This is a genomic window from Gammaproteobacteria bacterium, from assembly GCA_035279405.1.
Taxonomy (GTDB): Bacteria; Pseudomonadota; Gammaproteobacteria; order Natronospirales; family REEB76; genus REEB76.
The window spans coordinates 451,440-473,486 of the sequence record DATEHU010000026.1 but is presented as its reverse complement, the minus strand read 5'-3'; the positions used below and the strand labels follow the sequence as shown (position 1 = coordinate 473,486).

Here is a 22,047-nt window from a genome sequence, read left to right as displayed (position 1 = left end):
AGCCCTTGGCCTACCCCCATTTAACCGGATAACTTTGGTTCCATCCCTGTTTCGGAGCGTTTACCCATGAGCAAGATCATCGGCATTGACCTCGGCACCACCAACTCCTGTGTGGCCATCATGGAAGGCGGCAAGCCCCGGGTCATCGAGAACAGCGAGGGCGACCGCACCACGCCCTCGATCGTGGCCTTTACCAAGGACAACGAGGTGCTGGTGGGCCAGTCGGCGAAGCGCCAAGCGGTCACCAACCCCAGGAACACGCTGTACGCCATTAAGCGGCTCATCGGCCGCAAGTACACCGACGACGTGGTGCAGAAGGACGTCGGCATGGTGCCCTACAAGATCGTCAAAGCCGACAACGGCGATGCGTGGGTGGAGGCGACCAACAAGAAGATGGCGCCGCCGGAGATTTCGGCGCGCGTGCTGCAGAAAATGAAAAAGACCGCCGAGGACTATCTCGGCGAAGAGGTCACGGAAGCCGTGATCACGGTTCCGGCCTATTTCAACGACTCCCAGCGCCAGGCCACCAAGGATGCCGGCAAGATCGCCGGTCTCGAGGTCAAGCGCATCATCAACGAGCCGACCGCCGCGGCGCTTGCCTACGGTCTGGACAAGGTCAAGACCGACCGGAAAATCGCGGTCTACGACCTGGGCGGCGGCACCTTCGACATCTCCATCATTGAGATCGCGGAAGTGGACGGCGAGCACCAGTTCGAGGTGCTGGCCACCAACGGCGATACTTTCCTGGGCGGCGAGGATTTCGACAAGCGCATCATTGACTACATCGCCGCGGAGTTCCACAAGGAACAGGGCATCGACGTGCGCAACGATCCGCTCGCCATGCAGCGGCTGAAAGAAGCCGCGGAGAAAGCCAAGATCGAGCTGTCGTCCTCGCAGCAGACCGAGATCAACCTGCCGTACATCACCGCCGATGCCAGCGGCCCGAAGCATCTGAACATCAAGCTCACGCGTGCCAAACTCGAGGCGCTGGTGGAGGATCTCATCCAGAAAACCGCTGCGCCCTGCAAGACCGCGCTCAAGGATGCGGGCTTGTCGGTGAGCGATGTGGATGAAGTCATCCTCGTGGGCGGCCAGACACGCATGCCCAAGGTGCAGGACACCGTCAAGGATCTGTTCGGCAAGGAACCGCGCAAGGACGTGAACCCGGACGAAGCGGTGGCGGTCGGCGCCGCGGTGCAGGCCGGCGTGCTCAAGGGCGAGGTCAAGGACGTACTGCTGCTCGACGTCACGCCGCTGTCGCTCGGCATCGAGACGCTGGGCGGCGTCATGACCAAGCTCATCGAGAAGAACACCACCATTCCCACCAAGGCCACGCAGGTGTTCTCCACTGCGGATGACAACCAGACCGCGGTCACGGTGCACGTGCTGCAGGGCGAGCGCGAAATGGCGCGCGACAACAAGTCGCTTGGAAAATTCGACCTGAGCGACATTCCGCCCGCGCCGCGCGGTGTGCCGCAGGTCGAGGTGACCTTTGACATCGACGCCAACGGCATCCTGAATGTTTCCGCCAAGGACAAGGCCACCAACCGGGAGCAGAAGATCACCATCAAGGCTTCCTCGGGCCTGTCCAAGGAGGACATCGAGCGCATGGTCAAGGACGCGGAGGCGCATGCCGCCGAGGACAAGAAGGCCCGCGAGCTGGTGGACACGCGCAACCAGGCGGAAAACCTGGCGCACGCCACCGAGAAGAGCCTGAAGGAGCTGGGCGACAAAGTGTCGGGCGAGGAACGCGCACGCATCGAGTCGGCGATCAGCGACCTCAAGGATGCAATCAAGAAGGATGACAAGCACGTCATCGAGACCAAGGCCCAGGCGCTTTCGGAAGCCGCGGGCAAACTCGCCGAGCGTGTCTATGCCGCGAAGCAGGATGAGCCCAAGCCCGCGGGTGCGGGCGCGAGCGACAGCGCCAATGCGCAGGGCAAGGACAACGTGGTGGATGCCGAGTTCGAAGAGGTCAAGGACGGCAAAAAGCAGGCTTGAGCCGGAGCTGACTGAACGATGTTGCGACCCGCGCCGGAGTTTGTGCGTTCAAACTCTTGCGCGGGCCGCGTGTTAATCCGGACGGGAGCGCACATGGGCAAGGGGCGGATGGAGGCCTTCAGCGACGGCGTGCTGGCGGTCATCATCACCGTCATGGTGCTGGAGATGAAGGTGCCGCATGCCGCCGATCTCGCGGCGCTGGCGCCGGTGCTGCCGGTATTTCTGGTGTACGTGCTGAGTTTCATCTACCTCGCCATCTACTGGAACAACCACCACCATCTTGTGCACGCAGTGGAACGCGTCAGCGGCCCGGCGATGTGGGCCAATCTGCATCTGTTGTTCTGGCTGTCACTGATTCCCTTCGTGACGGGCTGGATGGGCGAGAATCACTACGCGGCATTGCCGACCGCGGTGTATGGCGTGGTACTGCTCGCCGCAGCGCTCGCCTGGCAGCCGCTGCAGCGCGCCCTGATTGCCGCCAACGGCGGCGCACAGTCAAAACTGGCGCGCGCCGTGCGGCGCGATTTCAAGGGCAAGCTGTCGGTCGTGTTTTACGTCGTCGCCATCGGACTGGCGTTCGTCAACCAGTGGATCGCGGACGCACTCTATGTGCTGGTGGCGATCCTGTGGCTGGTGCCCGACCGGCGCATTGAACGAGTATTGTCCGAATGAGCGTGAGCAAGCGCGACTATTACGAGGTGCTGGGCGTGGCGCGCGCTGCACCCGAAGCCGAGGTCAAGAAGGCCTACCGGCGGCTCGCCATGAAATACCATCCCGACCGCAATCCGGGCGACAAGGCGGCGGAAGGCAAATTCAAGGAAGCCAAGGAGGCCTACGAAGTCCTGACCGACGAGCACAAGCGCGCCGCCTACGACCAGTTCGGTCATGCCGGTGTGGAGGCGAGCGCCGGTGCGCGTGCCGGCGGTTTCAATCCCGCGGACGCTTTCGGCGATATCTTCGGCGACATGTTCGGAGACATTTTCGGCGGCGGCCGGCGGGCGGGGCGCGGGCAGCGCGTGTACCGCGGCGCCGACTTGCGCTATGAGCTGGAGCTGGAGCTGGAGCAGGCGGTATTCGGCGACAGCATCACCATCCGGGTGCCCGCTCTGGTGCGCTGCGAGGTCTGCAAAGGCAGCGGCGCACGTGCTGGCAGCGCGCCGCAAACCTGCCCGACCTGCCGCGGTCAGGGCCAGGTGCGCATGCAGCAGGGGTTCTTTTCGCTGCAACAGACCTGCCCGCACTGCCATGGCAGCGGCACGGTGATCACCGATCCCTGTCCCAAGTGTCGCGGCGAGGGACGTGTGGAAGAAAGCCGTAAACTGTCGGTGAAGATTCCGCCGGGCGTGGACAGCGGCGACCGCATCCGTCTGGCGGGCGAGGGCGAAGCCGGACCGCAGGCAGGTCCGGCCGGTGACCTGTACGTGGAAATCCACGTGCGTCCGCACGCGCTCTTTACCCGCGAGGGCGCGGACCTGCTGTGTGCGGTGCCGGTATCGCTCATGACCGCGGCGCTCGGCGGGCAAGTCGAGGTGCCGACGCTGGACGGCAAGGTAGTGCTCAAGATTACTCCCGAAACCCAGAGCGGCCGGGTACTGCGTCTGCGGGGCAAGGGTGTGAAGCCGGTGCGCGGCGGCAGCACCGGCGATCTGCTGTGCCGCATCGAAGTGGAGACTCCGGTGAATCTGAGCCGGGAACAGAAAGATCTGCTGCGCCAGCTCGATGCCTCATTGCGCGCCGGGGCGGCTCAACATTCGCCGCGCGAACTTTCCTGGTTCGAGGGCGTGAAGCGTTTCTTCTCACACGGCCGCGCATGAATACCCAGTCAACTGCAACTCCAGTGCGCATTGCCCTGCTCGGCGCCGCCGGGCGCATGGGCCGCACGATTCTCCAGTTGGCGCGCGATTATCCGGGCGTGACCATCAGTGCCGCCGTGGTGCGCGCCGGCCATGTTCCCGCCGAGCCGCCGCCCGGGCCCGCCTGGAGCACCGACCTGAAAACGGCGCTCCGGACGAGCGACGTGTTGCTGGATTTCTCGAATCCGGCCGGCACCGCTGCGGCCGTGGATGCCTGCGTGGCCGCGGGCAAACCGCTGGTGACCGGTGTGACCGGCCTGGACGACGCGGTGCGCGCCAAACTCGCGGCCGCCAGCCGGCGCATTGCGGTGCTGGCCGCGCCCAACATGAGTCGCGCAGCCAATCTGTTGCTGGCGCTCACGCGTGCCGCGGCAACGGCGCTCGGGGAGGACTATGACCTCGAGATCACCGACATCCACCATCGCGACAAGCGCGACGCGCCCTCGGGTACCGCGCTGGCTTTGGCCGCGACCGCGGCGGCGGCGCGCCGTCAGCGACTGGAAGACCACCTGGTAATCGCGCGCCACGGCCAATCCGGGCCGCGCCGGCCGGGCAGTATCGGCATTGCTTCGCTGCGTGCCGGGGACGAAGCCGGCGAACATCGCGTGCTGTTTGGCGGTCCGGCCGAGAGTCTGGAACTGACGCACCGCGCCACGAGTCGCGCGACGTTTGCGCGCGGTGCGCTGGATGCGGCCAAGTGGATAGTCTGCCGGCCCGCGGGCGAATACAACATGGTCGAGGTGCTGAATCTTCGCGTGGGCTGATGCAGCCGTGGACGGACGCGGTCGCGTTCCGCTAAAATTCGCCCGCAACTGCAGCCCGTTTCGCGGGAGCTGCGGTGCCGCGGCAACCCGCTGCGGCCACTGAGGAGGTGCCTTTGGAACAGCCGGCCATCCTGGCTCTCGAGGACGGTACGATTTTCCGGGGTGTTTCCATTGGTGTTTCCGGAGCGGCGAGCGGCGAGGTGGTGTTCAACACCGCCATGACGGGCTATCAGGAAATCCTCACCGATCCGTCCTACTACCAGCAGCTCGTCACACTCACGTATCCGCACATCGGCAATACCGGCGTCAATCCCGAGGATGCCGAATCGGCGCGCGTCATGGCTGGCGGATTGATCATCCGCGATCTGCCGGTGCACGCCAGCAATTGGCGCATGCGCGCAACGCTGGGCGAATATCTGCAGCGCGAAAAGATTGTCGCCATCGCCGGCATCGATACCCGTAAACTCACGCGCCTGCTGCGCGAAAAAGGCGCGCAGAACGGCTGCATCGCCGCCGGCGCGGATGCGCATGATGACGCAGCGCTGACAAAGGCACGTGCGTTTCCCGGCCTGAACGGCATGGACCTCGCCAAGGTGGTGAGCACGCGCAAACCCTACGAATGGAATCAGGGCACGTGGCGGCCGGACAGCAATGCATCGCCGCTGGTGAAAGGCGGCCAGTTCCACGTCGTGGCCTACGACTACGGCACCAAGCTCACGATTCTGCGCATCCTGGTGGATCACGGCTGCCGCGTGACCGTGGTGCCCGCGCAAACCACCGCACGTGAAGCCTTGGCCTACAAACCCGATGGACTATTTTTCTCCAACGGGCCCGGCGATCCCGGCGCCTGCGACTACGCGATCCAGGCGATGCGTGAGTTTCTCAAGGCCGGCATTCCGATTTTCGGCATCTGTCTCGGCCATCAGCTGCTGGGGCTGGCGAGCGGTGCGCGTACCGTGAAAATGAAATTCGGTCACCATGGCGCCAACCATCCGGTGCTGGATCTGGATAACGGACGAGTGATGATCTCCAGCCAGAACCATGGCTTTGCGGTGGACGAGAGCAGTCTGCCGCCGACCCTGCGGGCCACGCATCGTTCGCTGTTCGACGGCACGCTGCAGGGCATGGAGCGCACCGATTGCGAAGCCTTCAGCTTTCAGGGCCATCCTGAAGCCAGTCCCGGGCCGCACGATGTGCGGCCGTTGTTCGAGCGCTTCGTGAGCGCCATGGCGGCGCGGCGCGCGGCCGGGCCGATGGCGGCGACGGCCTGAGCATGCACAATTACCTTTCCCCGGCAGCGCGCAGCGCGCGCTGCATTGGCAGGCGCACGCCCGATGCGGGCATGCGCAGGAGTTGAGAGCACCGCGATGCCCAAGCGCAGCGATATCCAGAGCGTCCTGATCATCGGCGCCGGACCGATTGTCATCGGCCAGGCCTGCGAATTCGATTATTCCGGCGCGCAGGCGTGCAAGGCGCTGCGCACCGAAGGTTACCGCGTGGTGCTGGTGAATTCCAATCCCGCGACCATCATGACCGATCCGGAAATGGCGGACGCGGTGTACATCGAGCCGCTCTATTGGCGCACGCTTGCACGCATCATCGAGAAGGAACGTCCGGACGCGCTGCTGCCCACCATGGGCGGCCAGACCGCGCTCAACTGCGCGCTGGACTTGGCGCGCGAAGGCGTGCTGGAAAAATTCGGCGTGGAGATGATCGGCGCTTCGCGCGAAGCCATAGACATGGCGGAGGACCGCGACCTGTTCCGCCGCGCCATGCAGGACATCGGGCTCGCGGTGCCGCGCGCCGGTCTGGCGCACAACCTCGAAGAAGCGCTGGCGGTACAGGCCGAGATCGGCTATCCCACGGTGATCCGCCCCTCGTTCACGCTCGGCGGTTCGGGCGGCGGTATCGCCTACAACCGCGACGAGTTCGTGGAAATCTGTGAACTCGGACTGGACCTGTCGCCCACCAACGAGCTGCTGATCGAGGAATCGGTGCTCGGCTGGAAGGAATTCGAGATGGAGGTGGTGCGCGACAAGCACGACAACTGCATCATCGTGTGTTCCATCGAGAACCTCGATCCCATGGGCGTGCACACCGGCGATTCCATCACCGTGGCGCCCGCGCAGACGCTCACCGACAAGGAATACCAGCGCATGCGCGATGCCTCCATCGCGGTGCTGCGCAAGGTGGGCGTGGAGACCGGCGGTTCCAACGTGCAGTTTGCGGTCCATCCCGGGGACGGCCGGTTGCTGGTGATCGAAATGAATCCGCGCGTGTCGCGTTCCTCGGCGCTGGCCTCCAAGGCCACCGGTTTCCCCATCGCCAAGGTGGCGGCGAAACTCGCCATCGGCTATACGCTCGACGAACTGCGCAACGAGATTACCGGCGGCGCCACGCCGGCTTCCTTCGAGCCGACCATTGATTACGTGGTCACCAAGATCCCGCGCTTCACGTTCGAGAAGTTTCCCCAAGCCGAGCCGCGCCTCACCACGCAGATGAAATCCGTGGGCGAGGTCATGGCCATCGGTCGGTGTTTCCAGGAATCGCTGCAAAAGGCACTGCGCGGCCTGGAAACCGGCAGCGACGGCCTGAATGAAAAAATTGAAGATTTCACCGCGACCGGCGTCATGGATATGCTGCGCCACGAATTGCGCGCGGCCGGCCCGGAGCGTCTGTGGTACGTGGCCGATGCGTTCCGTGCCGGCCTGGCGCCGGAAGAAATCTTCAATCTGTCGCGCATTGATCCCTGGTTTCTCGCGCAGGTCGAGGACCTGGTGCGGGAGGAACAGCACGTGCGCGAAGCGGGTCTGCAGGCCCTGGATGCCGGGCGCCTGCGCGCGCTGAAGCGCAAGGGTTTTGCCGACAGCCGTCTGGCCGCGCTCGTGGGCGTGAAGGAACAGGAGATCCGCGCGCTGCGGCGCAAGCACGGCATCCGCCCGGTGTACAAGCGCGTGGATTCCTGCGCCGCGGAATTTGCCTCGGACACCGCCTATCTGTATTCGACATACGAAGAGGAATGCGAGGCGCAACCCTCGGCGCGCGACAAGATCATGGTGCTGGGCGGCGGGCCGAACCGCATCGGTCAGGGCATCGAGTTCGACTATTGCTGCGTGCATGCGGCGCTGGCGCTGCGCGAGGACGGATTCGAGACCATCATGGTCAACTGTAATCCCGAGACCGTGTCCACCGACTACGACACCTCGGACCGGTTGTACTTCGAACCGCTGACCTTCGAGGACGTGATGGAGATCATCGAGCTGGAAAAGCCCAAGGGCGTGATCGTGCAGTTCGGCGGTCAGACACCGCTGAAACTTGCGCGTGCGCTTGAGGCCGCGGGTGCGCCGATCATCGGCACCTCGCCCGATTCGATTGATCTCGCCGAAGACCGGGAACGCTTTTCGAAGCTGGTGGAGAAACTGGGTTTGCGCCAGCCACCGGCGCGCAGCGCACGCAACGAGCAGGAAGCCGTGCAGCGGGCGCGCGAAGTGGGCTATCCCCTGATGGTGCGGCCGTCCTACGTGCTCGGCGGACGCGCCATGCAGGAAGTGTTCAGCGAAGAGGATCTGGTGGGCTACATCCGCAGCGCCGTCAAGGTTTCCAACGATTCGCCGGTGCTCATGGACCGTTTCCTGGAAGACGCCATCGAAGTGGATATAGATGCGCTTGCCGACGGCAAGGAGGTGCTGGTCGCGGGCATCATGGAGCACATCGAACAGGCCGGCATCCATTCCGGCGATTCGGGCTGTTCGCTGCCGCCCAACACCCTATCCGCGGCCATGCAGGCCGAAATCCGCGTCACCGTGATCAAGCTCGCCAACGCCCTCAAGGTGGTGGGGCTGATGAACGCGCAGTGTGCCATCCAGAACGGCAAACTATATATATTGGAGGTCAATCCGCGCGCCTCGCGTACCGTGCCGTTCGTATCCAAGGCGGTGGGCGTACCGCTTGCCAAGGTGGCGGCGCGCTGCATGGCGGGCCGCAGTCTCGCGCAGCAGAATGTGCGTGCGATTCCGGTGCCCGGGTATTTCTCGGTCAAGCAGCCGGTGTTCCCGTTCATCAAATTCCGCGGCGTGGATCCGATTCTCGGGCCGGAAATGAAATCCACCGGCGAAGTCATGGGCACGGGCCGTGGTTTCGGTGAAGCCTACGCCAAGGCGCAATTCGCTTCCGGCACCATCATTCCCAGCGGCGGCAAGGCCTTGCTCTCGGTGCGCGACGCCGACAAGCGCGCCGTCGTGGGTTTGGCGAAGGCGCTCATCGAACGCGGATTCAAGCTGGTCGCCACCCACGGCACGGCGGCAACGCTGACGGCGGCGGGCGTGGCTTGCGAGCGCATCAACAAGGTGCGCGAAGGCCGGCCACACGTGGTGGATTTGATCAAGAACGAGGACGTCAGTCTCATCGTCAACACCACCGAGGGCAAACAGGCCATACTTGAGTCCTACTCCATCCGGCGCGAAGCGGTGGCACACAAGATTACCTACTACACGACCATCGCAGCGGCCAAGGCTACGGTGATCGCACTCGATTACCTGGAATCCGCCGACGTGAACAAATTGCAGGACCTGCACCGGGAGCTGGCCTGATGGCGAAAGTTCCCCTGACGGTGCGCGGCGCCGAGCGTCTGCGCGAGGAAGTGAAGCGCCTGAAGAGCGAAGACCGGCCGCGCGTGATCAAGGCGATTGCCGAGGCGCGCGCCCACGGCGACCTGAGCGAGAACGCGGAGTACCACGCGGCCAAGGAGCAACAGGGATTCATCGAAGGCCGCATCAAGGATCTGGAGTCCAAACTCGCCGATGCCGAGGTCATCGACGTCACGCGCATTCCCGCCAACGGCAAAGTGGTGTTTGGCGCAACCGTGCTGTTGGCCGACGAAGACAGCGGCGATGAGATTACCTACCAGATCGTGGGAGAGGACGAGGCCGACATCAAGGCCGGGCGCATCTCGGTGAATTCACCCATGGCCCGCGCGCTGATCGGCAAGCGCGCGGGCGACGTGGCGGTGGTCAAGACGCCTGCAGGCGAGCGCCAATTCGAAATCGTCAAGGTGCGTTACGAGTAAGCGCACGCCCAGCAGCTCGCGCTGGCTGGCTGAGCATTTTTCCGATGCCTACGTGAAGCGCGCGCAAGCGCAGGGATGGCGTTCGCGTGCGGCCTTCAAGCTGGAGGAAATCCAGCGCCGCGATCACCTCATCAAACCCGGCATGACCATCGTGGATCTGGGTGCGGCTCCCGGCGGCTGGAGCCAGTATGCAGCGGGTGTGATGGCGGGCCGCGGCTTGCTGCTGGCCCTGGACATCCTGCCGATGGCGCCGCTTGCCGGGGTCGAGTTCCTGCAGGGGGATTTCACCGACGCTGCGGTGCTCGCCAAGCTGCACGAGCGCTTGGCGGAGCGCAGGGTGGACCTTGTTTTATCCGATTTAGCGCCCAATATCACCGGAGAGAACGACGTTGACCAGGTGCGGGCCATGCAGCTCGCGGAGCAGGCGCTGGAATTCGCCCGCCCATTGCTGGCAGCGCGCGGCGCGCTGCTGGTCAAGGTGTTTCAGGGAGCCGGATTTGCGGGATTTTTGCAGGCGCTGCGCCGTGATTTTGAGGCTGTGGCGACGCGCAAACCCGGCGCCTCCCGGGCCCGCAGCCGCGAGCTTTACCTGCTGGCGCAACGCCCGAAGTCCGGCGTGGTCTAAATGCTAGAATTGAGATGAGCGTCGGCGTGGCGGCGCGTGCGAGGAACGGATTTTGAACGATTTTCTCAAAACCCTGCTCATCTGGGTGCTGATTGGCGTGGTAGTGATCGCTGTATTCAACAGCTTCACTTCCGGCGGCAGCAAGCCCCAGGCCATTGCCTATTCGACGTTCCTCTCCGATGTGCAGCAGGGCAACGTCGGCAGCGTCACTTTTGACGGCCGCAATATCAACGGCACCTTGTCCTCCGGCGAAAAATTCAGTACCTACAGCCCGCTGACCACCGACTTCACGCCGCTGGTGGATACGCTGCGCAAGAACAACGCCAACGTCAAAATTGAAGCCAAGCCGCCCGAGCAGACCTCGTGGCTGCTGCAACTGCTGTTCTCCTTCGGTCCGATCATCCTGCTGGTGCTCGTGTGGGTGTACTTCATGCGCCAGATGTCCGGCGGTGCGGGTGGCCGCGGTGCCATGGCCTTCGGCAAGAGCCGCGCGCGCATGCTGGGTGAGGATCAGGTCAAGGTCACTTTCAGTGACGTCGCCGGCGTCGAGGAAGCCAAGGAGGAAGTGGCCGAGCTGGTGGAATTCCTGCGCGACCCCGGCAAGTTCCAGAAACTGGGCGGGCGCATCCCGCGCGGCGTGCTCATGGTCGGAGCGCCCGGTACCGGCAAGACGCTGCTCGCCAAGGCCATCGCCGGCGAGGCCAAGGTGCCGTTCTTTTCGATTTCCGGTTCCGACTTCGTCGAGATGTTCGTGGGCGTGGGTGCTTCGCGTGTGCGCGACATGTTCGAGCAGGCGAAGAAACACGCACCCTGCATCATTTTCATTGACGAGATTGACGCCGTGGGCCGGCACCGCGGCGCGGGTCTCGGCGGCGGCCACGATGAGCGCGAACAGACGCTCAACCAGTTGCTGGTGGAAATGGACGGCTTCGAGGGCAGCGAAGGCGTAATAGTGATCGCGGCCACCAACCGTCCGGACGTGCTCGATCCCGCGCTGTTGCGCCCCGGCCGGTTCGACCGCCAGGTGGTGGTGCCGCTGCCGGACGTGCGCGGACGCGAACAGATTCTCAAGGTACACATGCGCAAGGTGCCGATTGCGGATGACGTGCGGCCCTCGATCATCGCGCGCGGCACGCCCGGCTTCTCCGGTGCGGATCTCGCCAACCTGGTGAACGAGGCTGCGCTGTTCGCGGCACGCAGCAACAAGCGCAGTGTCAGCATGGGGGAATTCGAAAAGGCCAAGGACAAGATCATGATGGGCGCCGAGCGCCGTTCCATGGTCATGAGTGAAGACGAGAAGAAGCTCACGGCGTTCCACGAATCAGGCCACGCGATTGTCGGCCGCCTGGTGCCGGATCACGATCCGGTTTACAAGGTGAGCATCATTCCGCGCGGGCGCGCGCTCGGCATCACCATGTTCCTGCCCGAGGACGACCGCTACAGCTACAGCAAGCGGCGGCTGGAGAGCCAGTTGTCGAGCCTGTTCGGCGGGCGCGTGGCCGAGGAAATAATTTTCGGCGCGGACTGCGTGACCACCGGCGCCGCCAACGACATCGAGCGTGCCACCCAGATCGCGCGCAACATGGTTACCAAGTGGGGTCTGTCGGACAAACTCGGACCGCTGTCCTACGAAGAAGAGGAGGGCGAGGTGTTCCTCGGCCATTCGGTCACCCGCCACAAGCAGATTTCCGGCGATACGCAACGCGTGATTGACGTGGAAGTGCGCAGCCTGATTGACCGCAACTACCAGCGTACCAAGCAGCTTTTGCAGGAGAATCTGCCCACGCTGCACCTCATGGCCGAAGCGCTCATAAAGTACGAGACCATAGATGCGGCTCAGATTGACGACATCATGGCCGGCAAGCAGCCGCGCCCGCCCGATGGCTGGGACGACAGCGACCGCGGCGGTCAGCCGCAGCCGTCGGGTGCCGCTGCGCCCGTGACGCCGCCCGCAGCTACGCCCGCAGCGGCCGCGGCCAAAAGCAGCAGCCACGCCGAACAGCACTGAGACGCAAGCACACAGAATGGAAAAGCCGGCGCTATGCGCCGGCTTTTTCTTTATGTGTCATTCTGTAGCCACGCGCTGGAATCCGGCGGATATGTCGCAGCCGGGAGTTGTCTCGCTCCCTCAACCTGCGCGCTCAGTGTGATATTGCATGTCGGGTCCCTGACATTTCTGCGATTGAGGTTGAATTTGTGCAACTGAAACTCGGCAAGCACAACTTGGACCTGGCGCAATCCCAGGTCATGGGCGTACTCAACCGTACACCGGATTCATTTTCCGACGGCGGCGTATTTATGGATTTCGACACGGCTCTGCATCATGCGGAGCAGATGGCTCGCGATGGCGCGGCCATCATTGATATTGGCGGGGAGTCCACGCGCCCAGGTGCGGAGGCGGTCAGCGCGCAGGAGGAAATGGATCGCGTCGTTCCGCTCATTGAGCGCCTGCGGCGCGAAATTGATATTCCGGTTTCCATAGACACCAGCAAGCCGGAGGTGATGCGCGCCGCTGTGGCGGCGGGTGCCGGCATGATCAACGACGTGTATGCATTGCGCCAGCCGGGTGCGCTGGATACAGCGGCACAGTTGGGTGTGCCTATCGTGCTGATGCACATGCAGGGCGAGCCGCGCAGCATGCAGCACAATCCGCATTACCGGAACGTGGTGGCCGAGGTCGGGCAATTCCTGAGCGAACGCGTCCATACCTGCGAAGCTGCCGGAATTGCACGTGAGCGCCTGCTGGTTGACCCGGGCTTCGGTTTCGGCAAAACCCTGGAACATAATCTTGAAATGTTGCGCGGCTTGCATGCGCTGGCGGATCCGGACTTGCCTGTGGTCGTGGGACTGTCACGGAAATCATCTATTGGCAAGCTCTTGGGTGGCGTGCCGGCGAGAGAGCGCGTGTACGGCAGCGTCGCGGCCGCGGTGATTGCGGTGCTGAACGGCGCCAGCATCGTTCGCGCCCACGATGTGAAGCCGACCGTCGAAGCACTCAAAGTGGCCGCCGCAGTGCGCAGCGGCGGATGCTACAATTTTCCCGCGTGAGACGGGGAGGACGCATGACGCGCAAGTATTTCGGCACGGACGGTATCCGCGGCAAAGTGGGCAGCCCGCAGATGAGCGCGGACTTCGTGCTGCGTCTTGGCTGGGCAGCGGGCCGGGTGCTGGCGCCGCACGGCGGTGGCACGGTGCTGATCGGCAAGGACACGCGCATCTCGGGTTACATGTTCGAATCGGCGCTCGAGGCCGGGCTGTCGGCCGCGGGCGTGAACGTGCAATTGCTGGGTCCGATGCCCACACCGGCGATTGCCTACCTTACGCGCGAAACGCATGCACAGGCAGGCGTAGTTATCAGTGCCTCGCACAATCCCTTCGAGGACAACGGCATCAAGTTCTTTTCCGCCGACGGCCGCAAGCTCGCCGACGAGGTCGAGTTGCGCATCGAAGCCGAGCTGGAGCGGCCTTTCGCGACTGTGGATTCCGCGTTGCTCGGCGGCGTGCGCCGCATGCAGGATGCGGCGGCGCGTTACATCGAGTTCTGCAAGTCCAGCGTGGCTCCCGAGCTGACACTTGCAGGCCTGCGCCTGGTGCTTGATTGTGCGAATGGCGCCACGTACCGAGTGGCACCCGAGGTTTTTGCGGCACTGGGTGCGCAGGTGACCAGCATCGGCACGCAACCGGACGGCTTGAATATCAACAAGGATTGCGGCTCCATGCATCCGGAAGCCTTGCGGACGAAGGTTCTGGAGACCGGCGCGCACCTGGGTATCGCCTTCGATGGTGACGGCGATCGCGTGCTGATGGTGGACAACCGTGGTCAGTTGGTGGACGGAGACGAATTGCTGTTCGTCATCGCGCTCACGCGCAAGCAGCACAAGGCGCTGCGTGGCCCGGTCGTAGGCACGCAGATGAGCAACCTCGGTTTGGAGCAGGCATTGCGTGACGCAGGCGTTGAGTTTCTGCGCGCCCAGGTGGGCGATCGCTACGTTCTAGCTTTGCTCGAAGAGCAGGGCGGGATATTGGGCGGAGAAAACTCCGGTCACATCATCTGCCTCGATCGCACCACCACCGGCGACGGCGTCATTGCCGCCTTGCAGGTGCTCGAAGCCTTGCACCCGCTGGATTATGACTTTGCTCGCCTGCCTTCTCGAATCCGCAAATACCCGCAGACGCTGGTGAACGTACGCACCGGTGCGCGCGTAGACCTTGCACATCCATCCATCCGCTCAAGCGTCGCGGATGTCGAGCGGCAACTGAATGGTCGCGGACGGGTATTGCTCAGAGCCTCGGGCACCGAGCCCGTCATCCGCATCATGATCGAGGGGGAAGAAGCCGCCAGCCTTCACGCTTTCGCCGAAAGCATCGCCGCAGCGGTGCGGGCAGCCGCGACCCGCTGACCTCGGACACGCTATATGCGTTGAAGCGCGCAAAGCCTTGAGAACAGCCGACTGTGTGCAATCTGCTGCTGCGTGAGACATAAGATAATCAGCTGCATCAATATTTCTCTGCTTTCTTAAATCTGTGCTATACCTTAATGCAAAGAGTGCCTAACCAATTGGTGTGAAACCCGGCAAGTACATCTGAATCGTCCACGCCTTTTTGGCACTGGGTCAGGGGTGGTGTTTGGGGACTTTGTACCGGGATTTGATATGTTCAGCACATAAAGAATAGCTCTCTGGCAATCGCCCAAGGATGGCGGGTGAAGCAGCAAGGAGGCTTTATGCTTGGGGTGTCTTTCTGGATGCGGCGTCTGGCTGCAGCCTGTCTTTTGGTCATTCCTGTCTCGATTATTCTTACCGGTTCAGCCGTTCATGACGCCCGGGTGCTATGGGTCAATTCCGCTCAGCGGGTATTCAAGGTTTCGCCGGCCAACGGCACGCCGGAGCTGGAGCTGGCGGGATTGCCGCTGATTCAGGCGCTCGCGGTCAATCCGCAAAACAATCGCGTCTGGTTATACAGTCACTCGCATCTCTGGGTGTTCGACTCCCAAGGCCAGCAGCTTCTGAACAAGCAGCTGCCCCGTGAATTCCTCGGGGACGCTCCTGATGGCATGGTGGTAGACGGCCAGGCCGGCAATCTCTGGATCGGGATGCAGGCGCGGCTTTATCGGCTGGATCTCAATGGCGAAATCAAAGCCACACTTGATTTGCATCGCCAAATCGAGGGTATGGCCCTTGATCCGACGCGCTCGCATTTGTGGGTTGGTGAACGCCGTCAGCTCATGGTGCTGGACAAGGTTGGAACCACCTTGTTTACAGTGCCGCTGGAACGCGATCCGCAAGCCTTGGCTTACGACGCAGCACTTGATCAAGTCTGGGTGGTTTCTGGACATACTGTCAGCCGTTACGATGCCGGCGGCAATCAGGTATTCACGGCCCGGGAATCCGGCGATATCAATGACCATATTGCCCCGGACGGGCAGGGCGGCTTGTGGGCCGCGGGCGATTCCACGCTGAGCTACATAGACGAAAGCGGCAATCTGGCTTTTACGCTCACGCCGTTTGCCAGCGATCCCGATCATGATGGCGACATTGATCATCGCGGTCGCATAGTGGATCTCGTCTCCGATCCATTGAACCATACTACCTGGGTAGCCGACGCCCGCTACCTAGAACAGTACGCCACCGACAGCACTCTGAAGCAGACCATTGACGTCAGGAGCTTCACCGGGAGCACTCCAGACTGTCCGTCCGGATTACGACCAACCGAACACAGTTCAGGAGGCCACTCGGCCCGCTGCGACCGCGAACGCGGGGTCGGCTGGCAAGGAATCTGGTTTGGAGATCACGGCGTACGCCACGTGGCGCTCTACGTGGATACGCTCCCGCCAACAATAACCTTCACAGCGCCCAAGGATTTGACTTTCACCAACCGCAGTAAGCCCACATTTGTGGTCGCTTGGATCGACACAGGTTCGGGTGTGGATTCCACTACCCTGAAGGTGACGAGCGATGGCGCACCGCTCCCAATCAATTGTCTGGCCAGCGACACAGATGCTCAATGTAGTGTGGCTTCTGTTTTACAGGACGGAACTTACACGTTGTCCACGACAGTGGCCGATTATGCTGGCAATCAGTCCAAGCCGGCGTCCGTCACTTTCACCATTGACACTGTGCCGCCACCCTTGCCTGGTGGCGCTTTTATCGGCTTCGCGCCTGGCCCAGCCGGTAGTGTCACATTGGTAGGGGAGGCGGGAGGTGTGGCGGCGGACGCGGCAAGTGTCAGCGTCACCAACATTCGCACCGGGCAGACTGCTACGGGTACCGTCAACAGCGACGGTTCTTACTCAATCTCCGTTCCCGGCAAAGCGAGCGACGAGTTTGCCATCACACTCACGGATTCGGCCGGCAATGTCACCGCGCCGTTCTACATGCACGGCAGCGACGTGCCGCTGCGACTCGCAATCACCGCCCCTGCTGCAGGTGCAAATATTCCTGGTGATGTGATGAATGTTTTCGGCACAGTTCAGGGCCCTGCCAACACGGGCATCACGGTGAACGGCGTGCCGGCAGTACTGAGTGGAAGTCAATGGGTTGCAAACAATCTCTCGCTTGTGCCAGGCGTCAATACGCTCACCGTCACTGCCACAACGTCCGGTGGGCTTACGGTGACACAGACGCTAAATGTAAGCAGTGCTGGCTCAAGCTCTTTGATTCTGAACGCCACTCCGATCGCAGTTGGTATCGCTCCGCTCGCGATGACTTTTGAGTACCAATTTCTGAGTCAGACTGCCATACAAAGCCTTCACATTGACTATTCCGGATTAGGTAACTTCGTCGACGTCTCCGATCCCGCCGCGACTTTGAGCTACACGTATTCAACCCCCGGCATCTACGTGGTCACGCTGATCCTGACCGATGCCAATTACGTTGAATACCAGGCGCAACTTAGTGTAGTCGTGGAGGATCCAGAGCAGTTGGACGCTCTGTTTCAGGGCATCTGGGGCGACATGACCACCGCGCTGGTCAGTGGCAGCAAGCCGGCGGCCATGAACGCACTGGATTACACCGCGCAGCAGAATTATGGGACAGCGTTCGATGTGCTGTTGCCGCACATGCAGCAGATTGTGAGTACCTTTTCACCGCTGCTCCGGTCTTCGATTTCTGCATCCACAAGTGAATATGCCGTCGTCAGGCCCTTGCCTGTAGGCGGCAATCTGTTCTTCATCTACTTCATCAAAGATCAAAATGGCGTGTGGCGCCTGGATTCAATGTAACCCATGAAACTTAATACTGTTGCATTGCTGTTGGTTGCCCTGCCTGCCATGGCCTCGTTTGGTTGTCAGCAGCCGCAGCGGACGTATTCTGCCGATCCCGTGTATGCGCGGGTGGTAGATGCCGATACCGACAAACCAATTCAGGGAGTGGCGGTCGTGGCCTATTGGGAACTGTATCAGGGCAGCATCACCGGTGATGGCATGCCCTGTGGAGCGGTAAATGTGGCGGAAGCTGTCACAGACAAGGATGGCTCGTTCCGCATTCCGGGTTGGGGACCGGTGAAGGGAGCCTGTGGGCGTATGCGCAACGGCAATCCGCTGGTGTATTTTTTCAAGCCCGGTTATGTGCATATTCGCAAGGCAGGCGGTGTCGGGCTCGACTTCACCAAGCCGGTATCGGTGGCGCAGGTAGATTGGAATGGGGAGACGATCAAATTACAGCAGTACCAAAATATGGATCTCAATAGTCATGCAGTCGGTAGTTATGAAAACGACTTCTCCCTCTTGAATGGTGATCTAGCAAACTTCATCGTGAATATGCCCGCGGAGTGCAATTGGCGCAAAATTCCAAACATGTTGAGAGCCATCATTGCGCAGAGAACATTATTTAATAAGGCCGGGAACCATAACATTGATTCGATTGATATTGATTTAACTAGAAGGGATCAGGATCAATTCATGCAGAAAATGGCACCCGAGTGCGGATCACCACGTGCGTTTATCGAAGGATTAGAAAAATGAAGAATCCACTTTTAATAATTTCTATTATTAGTTTGGCGCTCGCAGTGCTTCCGAGTTTTGCATATGAACCCGGCACCCACCAGAGATTGTCAGAGCAGGCTGTGCGGCAATCTATTCTTGGTACCAAAGACGGAATTCTTGGTGATTTAGATCTTAAGGAATTCTCAGAACCAACTCAGGTGTTCCCTAACCCTCAACGTGACCAATCTATCTTATTAGGCCCTGATGGGAAACTCTATACCGCTCCGGTATCAGACACTATCTTGGATTTGATAAAATCAGGTGCTGCACTTGAAGATGAATTCCCCCGGTCATTGTTTCATTTCTATGATCCGGTTCCTGGGCATTACGATCCGCTGAACATCAAAGCTGTTCCAGTTCTCTACAGTGCACCTAACTGGGCCTTGGCAGATTCGCTCCTGCCGGTGGCCGGCCAGTCGTATTCATTGAATGATGCTAATGAGAAACTCCAATTGGAAATTACGGTATGACTTACAGCAAACATCACAGTAATCACGCATTTATTCTAATCTTGGTTCTATTTATTTGTATGGGCGCTGGGAGTGGTTGCGCGTTTGGCAAGATCCCGCTCAGCGCCGCGCCCATTGATTCCCAAGTAGTAGATGCGAATACCGGCAAACCCATCCAGGGCGCAGTTGTAGTGGCCTATTGGCAACTTAGGCCGGGAAGTCTCACCGGTGACAGCTTGCCCTGCGGTGCTGCCAACGTGGAGGAGGCCGTAACGGACAAGGAAGGACGATTTCACCTGCCCAGTTGGGGGCCAATCATGCCAGCCTGCAATGGCTTCATGAACGAGGGTGATCCTGAGATGTATGTTTTCAAGTTCGGTTATCACTCCGGGAGATTCGACAATGGTGTCAGCACCGCCAATGTTGTGAGGACAGGGTCTACTTGGGCGGATCGTCAGATGAAGTTGAAGAAGTTTCAGAAAATGGATTATCAGAATAGAAGTGCACAAAGCGTTGTGATGGATTACGACGGAATCAATATTGATATGGGCATTTTTATCACAAATATGCCCACTCAATGCAATTGGAAGAAAATCCCAAATATGCTGCGTGTTCTCGAGTTGGAAAGGGAGGCGATTAGTCAGGCCGTTGGATATCCTATTGGCGGCATTACTGGAGACTTTATTTATAACGATCAGTGGTATCTGAAGGTCGCGCCCAAATGTGGTTCACCCAAAGCATTTTTGGAAGGGCTAATTAAATGAAATGTGTCGCGCTAATTATTTTTGGTTCTTGGTTCCTGATTTGGATTTCTTTTTGTATGGCTTATGAACCTGGCACGCACCAACGACTATCAAACAACTCTGCCCAAAATTCCGTCCTTACGGTAGCTTTACATGGCCCAAATTCTAATGTACTTGATGACCTTGGACTAAAGGGCTACTCAGATAAAACACAGCTATTTCCTAATAACCAAGCTGGAAAATCAATAGATTTGGGACCTGCCGGCCCTACGTTTCTCGCAAGAACTCCATTAGATATCCAAGATCTAATAGCCGCCGGCGCCGCACTTGAGGACGAAGGATACCGGTCGTTCTGCCATTTTTACGATCCCATCCTCAATCATGTGCATCCTCTTAACTTTGAATATCTCTTCGTCAATCATGTTGCGAGCGTTGATAATCCGGATTGGGCCACGGGAATCGCCACTGGTCCATGTTCCATGCTCGGGTTTGGCGATGAGCAGCAAATCTATTCTCTGAAAAATGCAGAACAGTATTTCTATAACGCTCTGACGATGCCCGATAGACCCGGCAGGGAGCAGAATTTCGGCGATCTTTTCTTGTCCATTGGTCACGCTCTGCACTTACTGGAGGATATGGCGCAACCTCAGCATGTGCGAAATGACATGCACTGTGACTCGTGGAAATGCTGGCCAGTCGGGCTTTATCATCCCAGCCGATATGAGCAGTATGCGTATCGCCAATATCTTGAAACCAATGCGAATTATGTACCGAGTTTTGACAACGCGCGTGCTTTCTGGGCAACAGGAGATGGGCAGGGTATAGCCGAATATACCAATCGTAATTTTTTCAGCGCTGGAACCTTGGGTACGATTAATGGCCTGAATGCCATTTACCCGTTGCCTATCCTGGATGGGGGCTCTACCGAGGAGCCTGTATCTCAAGTATTTCAGGAAATGAACAGGCCAATGCCTTCCAGCATTGCCAAAGTCTGCGGCCAACCAGATTCGTGCAAGATGAAATTTTATTCCACTACGGGATATGACTTGTATTCCCACACGCCAGTGGTTAATCAAAAAGCATCCACGGATTCGCTTTTCAATGCCGACCTGACGAATTTTGGCAGTCATCCGCTGTATGTTCTCAATGACGTTAACTATCAGGAAGGCGAGAAGCTTCTTTTCCCGCAGATAATTGGCTACGGTACCGGACTCGTTAATTATTTCTTTCGCGGCAGGCTTGACGTGCAGCCGGATCCGAATACTGAGGGAGGTTATCTCGTTATCAACAAGAGCAGCTTCCCGATGTCGAACGGGACGCTTACCTTATATTACGACGATGCTGACGGTAATCGCTATCCGGTACCCGATGCGAGCTGGTCGAACGTGAGTATCGCCGCGGCCGGCAGCGATCCCGCCGATGGGTACCCCATCCAGTTTCCCGCACCGACGGATCCGGCGCCTGCCACATCCGGTGAATACATCCTGGTGTTCCAGGGAAAAATTGGTTCGGAAGAAGGTATCGCGGGTAAATTAATTAAAGCTGGCGATCAGTATGTATACCTTGCAGCTAGCATGTCGAGCTGGTGTACGTGGTATTACAACTGTGCATCCGTAGTAGAAAGTTTCGATGCTGCCTATAAAATCCATTCAAGCAGTGTTCACCTGGGTACGTTGGTGCTTCCAGAGAGTCTGGCGGTCTATGACGGAGTGGATTATACGATTGAAAATATAGCTCCATACAATACGAATTACGATTGCTATTACTTGGCGATGCGGAACGGCGAACAGTTTGCAGCTTCGGATTGCAAAGGCGAAAGCATCCCTTTGTATCTCAATGCGATTGCTGTCAACACGGAGCATGTGTATGTATTTGCAAATCAAAAATATAATTATTCGTCGGGAATTGTAAATTTATACGATCATGCCGGGAATTTTAAATCTTCTATCACGAATTTGCCTTTATGGTACATTTACAAGGCCAGTGTCACCGATTCGCGCATGTGCTTGAATGGTTTTGGCGTTTCTTCTGACTCGGTTAGCCTGCTTACCGATTTGGATGGAAATAAACTTGCGGCGTTTCCTACCGATCCAATTTATGGTGCATATTGTGCTCTGACACAGGACAGGATGTATCTACTGAACCTATATGACGGTAATGCGGTGTTAAACGTATACGATCTAAACGGCTCTCTAATTACATCACTCGATGCTTCGGTGCCCACCCCGCCGAAAACTACTTACTTGACATACTGGGATATCGCTGCTTCCAATCAGAATATATATATCCCGATAATTTACGAGTTGATGGACCCGGATAGGCCGATCACGTTCATCTACAAATTCATAGTTTACGAACACTCTTTGACGCGCGGGCCTGATGGAGCCATTACCGACAAGTTCCAGCGTAAGCCGGATGTTACGCTCCCGGGACTTCAAAATTACTTCGGCGCATCTGTGGCAGTGGACATGAAGGATGTCCTGGGTAGTCCGCGACAGTAATAATTTCTGGCCAATGGCCGTAGCGGGCGTCCCGTGCACTGTACCGATGTGATTGAAACGAGGGC

16 protein-coding genes are annotated in these 22,047 nt (G+C 59.6%); all 16 read left to right on the top strand.

The window, feature by feature from the left end; translation table 11 throughout:
• Positions 1-66: 66 nt before the first annotated feature.
• The 16 genes from dnaK (at position 67) to VJR90_05740 (ending at position 21,982) form a co-directional block, all read left to right on the top strand.
• The gene (gene dnaK, locus VJR90_05815; GenBank protein HKV96989.1) at positions 67-2,001 is read left to right on the top strand and encodes a molecular chaperone DnaK; all 1,935 of its coding nucleotides are present in this window, start codon (positions 67-69) and stop codon (positions 1,999-2,001) included.
• Between the two features lie 93 nt (positions 2,002-2,094).
• Complete coding sequence (locus VJR90_05810) at positions 2,095-2,673, top strand: TMEM175 family protein (protein HKV96988.1); 579 nt, start codon at positions 2,095-2,097, stop codon at positions 2,671-2,673.
• 2 nt (positions 2,674-2,675) lie between these two features.
• Positions 2,676-3,815: a molecular chaperone DnaJ gene (dnaJ, locus tag VJR90_05805; GenBank protein HKV96987.1), complete on the top strand. Its 1,140-nt coding sequence runs from the start codon at positions 2,676-2,678 to the stop codon at positions 3,813-3,815.
• Positions 3,812-4,618 carry a 4-hydroxy-tetrahydrodipicolinate reductase gene (dapB, locus tag VJR90_05800; protein ID HKV96986.1) on the top strand — a complete coding sequence of 269 codons (807 nt, stop codon included), beginning with the start codon at positions 3,812-3,814 and terminating at the stop codon, positions 4,616-4,618. Before dnaJ ends, dapB begins: the two co-directional genes overlap by 4 nt.
• A gap of 113 nt (positions 4,619-4,731) precedes the next feature.
• Complete coding sequence (carA, locus tag VJR90_05795) at positions 4,732-5,889, top strand: glutamine-hydrolyzing carbamoyl-phosphate synthase small subunit (GenBank protein HKV96985.1); 1,158 nt, start codon at positions 4,732-4,734, stop codon at positions 5,887-5,889.
• A gap of 96 nt (positions 5,890-5,985) precedes the next feature.
• Positions 5,986-9,207 carry a carbamoyl-phosphate synthase large subunit gene (gene carB, locus VJR90_05790; GenBank protein HKV96984.1) on the top strand — a complete coding sequence of 1,074 codons (3,222 nt, stop codon included), beginning with the start codon at positions 5,986-5,988 and terminating at the stop codon, positions 9,205-9,207.
• Positions 9,207-9,683 (top strand): transcription elongation factor GreA, encoded by a 477-nt coding sequence (greA, locus tag VJR90_05785; GenBank protein ID HKV96983.1) that lies wholly within the window; start codon positions 9,207-9,209, stop codon positions 9,681-9,683. The genes carB and greA overlap by 1 nt, the downstream gene beginning before the upstream one ends.
• Before the next feature lie 52 nt (positions 9,684-9,735).
• Positions 9,736-10,308 (top strand): SAM-dependent methyltransferase, encoded by a 573-nt coding sequence (locus VJR90_05780; GenBank protein HKV96982.1) that lies wholly within the window; start codon positions 9,736-9,738, stop codon positions 10,306-10,308.
• A gap of 52 nt (positions 10,309-10,360) precedes the next feature.
• On the top strand, positions 10,361-12,316 hold the full coding sequence (gene ftsH, locus VJR90_05775) for an ATP-dependent zinc metalloprotease FtsH (GenBank protein ID HKV96981.1): 1,956 nt from the start codon (positions 10,361-10,363) through the stop codon (positions 12,314-12,316).
• A 239-nt stretch (positions 12,317-12,555) separates the two neighbouring features.
• Positions 12,556-13,356 carry a dihydropteroate synthase gene (gene folP, locus VJR90_05770; protein ID HKV96980.1) on the top strand — a complete coding sequence of 267 codons (801 nt, stop codon included), beginning with the start codon at positions 12,556-12,558 and terminating at the stop codon, positions 13,354-13,356.
• A gap of 14 nt (positions 13,357-13,370) precedes the next feature.
• Positions 13,371-14,708 (top strand): phosphoglucosamine mutase, encoded by a 1,338-nt coding sequence (gene glmM, locus VJR90_05765; GenBank protein ID HKV96979.1) that lies wholly within the window; start codon positions 13,371-13,373, stop codon positions 14,706-14,708.
• Positions 14,709-15,010: 302 nt separating this feature from the next.
• Positions 15,011-17,527, top strand: coding sequence for an Ig-like domain-containing protein (locus tag VJR90_05760; GenBank protein HKV96978.1), 2,517 nt, complete (start codon positions 15,011-15,013; stop codon positions 17,525-17,527).
• A gap of 3 nt (positions 17,528-17,530) precedes the next feature.
• The gene (locus tag VJR90_05755) at positions 17,531-18,268 is read left to right on the top strand and encodes a hypothetical protein (GenBank protein ID HKV96977.1); all 738 of its coding nucleotides are present in this window, start codon (positions 17,531-17,533) and stop codon (positions 18,266-18,268) included.
• Positions 18,265-18,759 carry a hypothetical protein gene (locus VJR90_05750; protein HKV96976.1) on the top strand — a complete coding sequence of 165 codons (495 nt, stop codon included), beginning with the start codon at positions 18,265-18,267 and terminating at the stop codon, positions 18,757-18,759. The genes VJR90_05755 and VJR90_05750 overlap by 4 nt, the downstream gene beginning before the upstream one ends.
• Positions 18,756-19,502 (top strand): hypothetical protein, encoded by a 747-nt coding sequence (locus VJR90_05745; GenBank protein HKV96975.1) that lies wholly within the window; start codon positions 18,756-18,758, stop codon positions 19,500-19,502. Before VJR90_05750 ends, VJR90_05745 begins: the two co-directional genes overlap by 4 nt.
• Positions 19,499-21,982 carry a hypothetical protein gene (locus tag VJR90_05740; GenBank protein ID HKV96974.1) on the top strand — a complete coding sequence of 828 codons (2,484 nt, stop codon included), beginning with the start codon at positions 19,499-19,501 and terminating at the stop codon, positions 21,980-21,982. Before VJR90_05745 ends, VJR90_05740 begins: the two co-directional genes overlap by 4 nt.
• Positions 21,983-22,047 lie beyond the last annotated feature (65 nt).

Bases quoted from the DNA above. Each gene is read 5' to 3' on its own strand.
- VJR90_05810 (HKV96988.1), top strand. From the start codon at position 2,095: ATGGGCAAGGGGCGGATGGAGGCCTTCAGCGACGGCGTGCTGGCGGTC.
- VJR90_05755 (HKV96977.1), top strand. From the start codon at position 17,531: ATGAAACTTAATACTGTTGCATTGCTGTTGGTTGCCCTGCCTGCCATG.
- VJR90_05750 (HKV96976.1), top strand. From the start codon at position 18,265: ATGAAGAATCCACTTTTAATAATTTCTATTATTAGTTTGGCGCTCGCA.
- glmM (HKV96979.1), top strand. From the start codon at position 13,371: ATGACGCGCAAGTATTTCGGCACGGACGGTATCCGCGGCAAAGTGGGC.
- VJR90_05745 (HKV96975.1), top strand. From the start codon at position 18,756: ATGACTTACAGCAAACATCACAGTAATCACGCATTTATTCTAATCTTG.
- carB (HKV96984.1), top strand. From the start codon at position 5,986: ATGCCCAAGCGCAGCGATATCCAGAGCGTCCTGATCATCGGCGCCGGA.
- folP (HKV96980.1), top strand. From the start codon at position 12,556: ATGGGCGTACTCAACCGTACACCGGATTCATTTTCCGACGGCGGCGTA.
- greA (HKV96983.1), top strand. From the start codon at position 9,207: ATGGCGAAAGTTCCCCTGACGGTGCGCGGCGCCGAGCGTCTGCGCGAG.
- dnaK (HKV96989.1), top strand. From the start codon at position 67: ATGAGCAAGATCATCGGCATTGACCTCGGCACCACCAACTCCTGTGTG.
- VJR90_05740 (HKV96974.1), top strand. From the start codon at position 19,499: ATGAAATGTGTCGCGCTAATTATTTTTGGTTCTTGGTTCCTGATTTGG.
- dapB (HKV96986.1), top strand. From the start codon at position 3,812: ATGAATACCCAGTCAACTGCAACTCCAGTGCGCATTGCCCTGCTCGGC.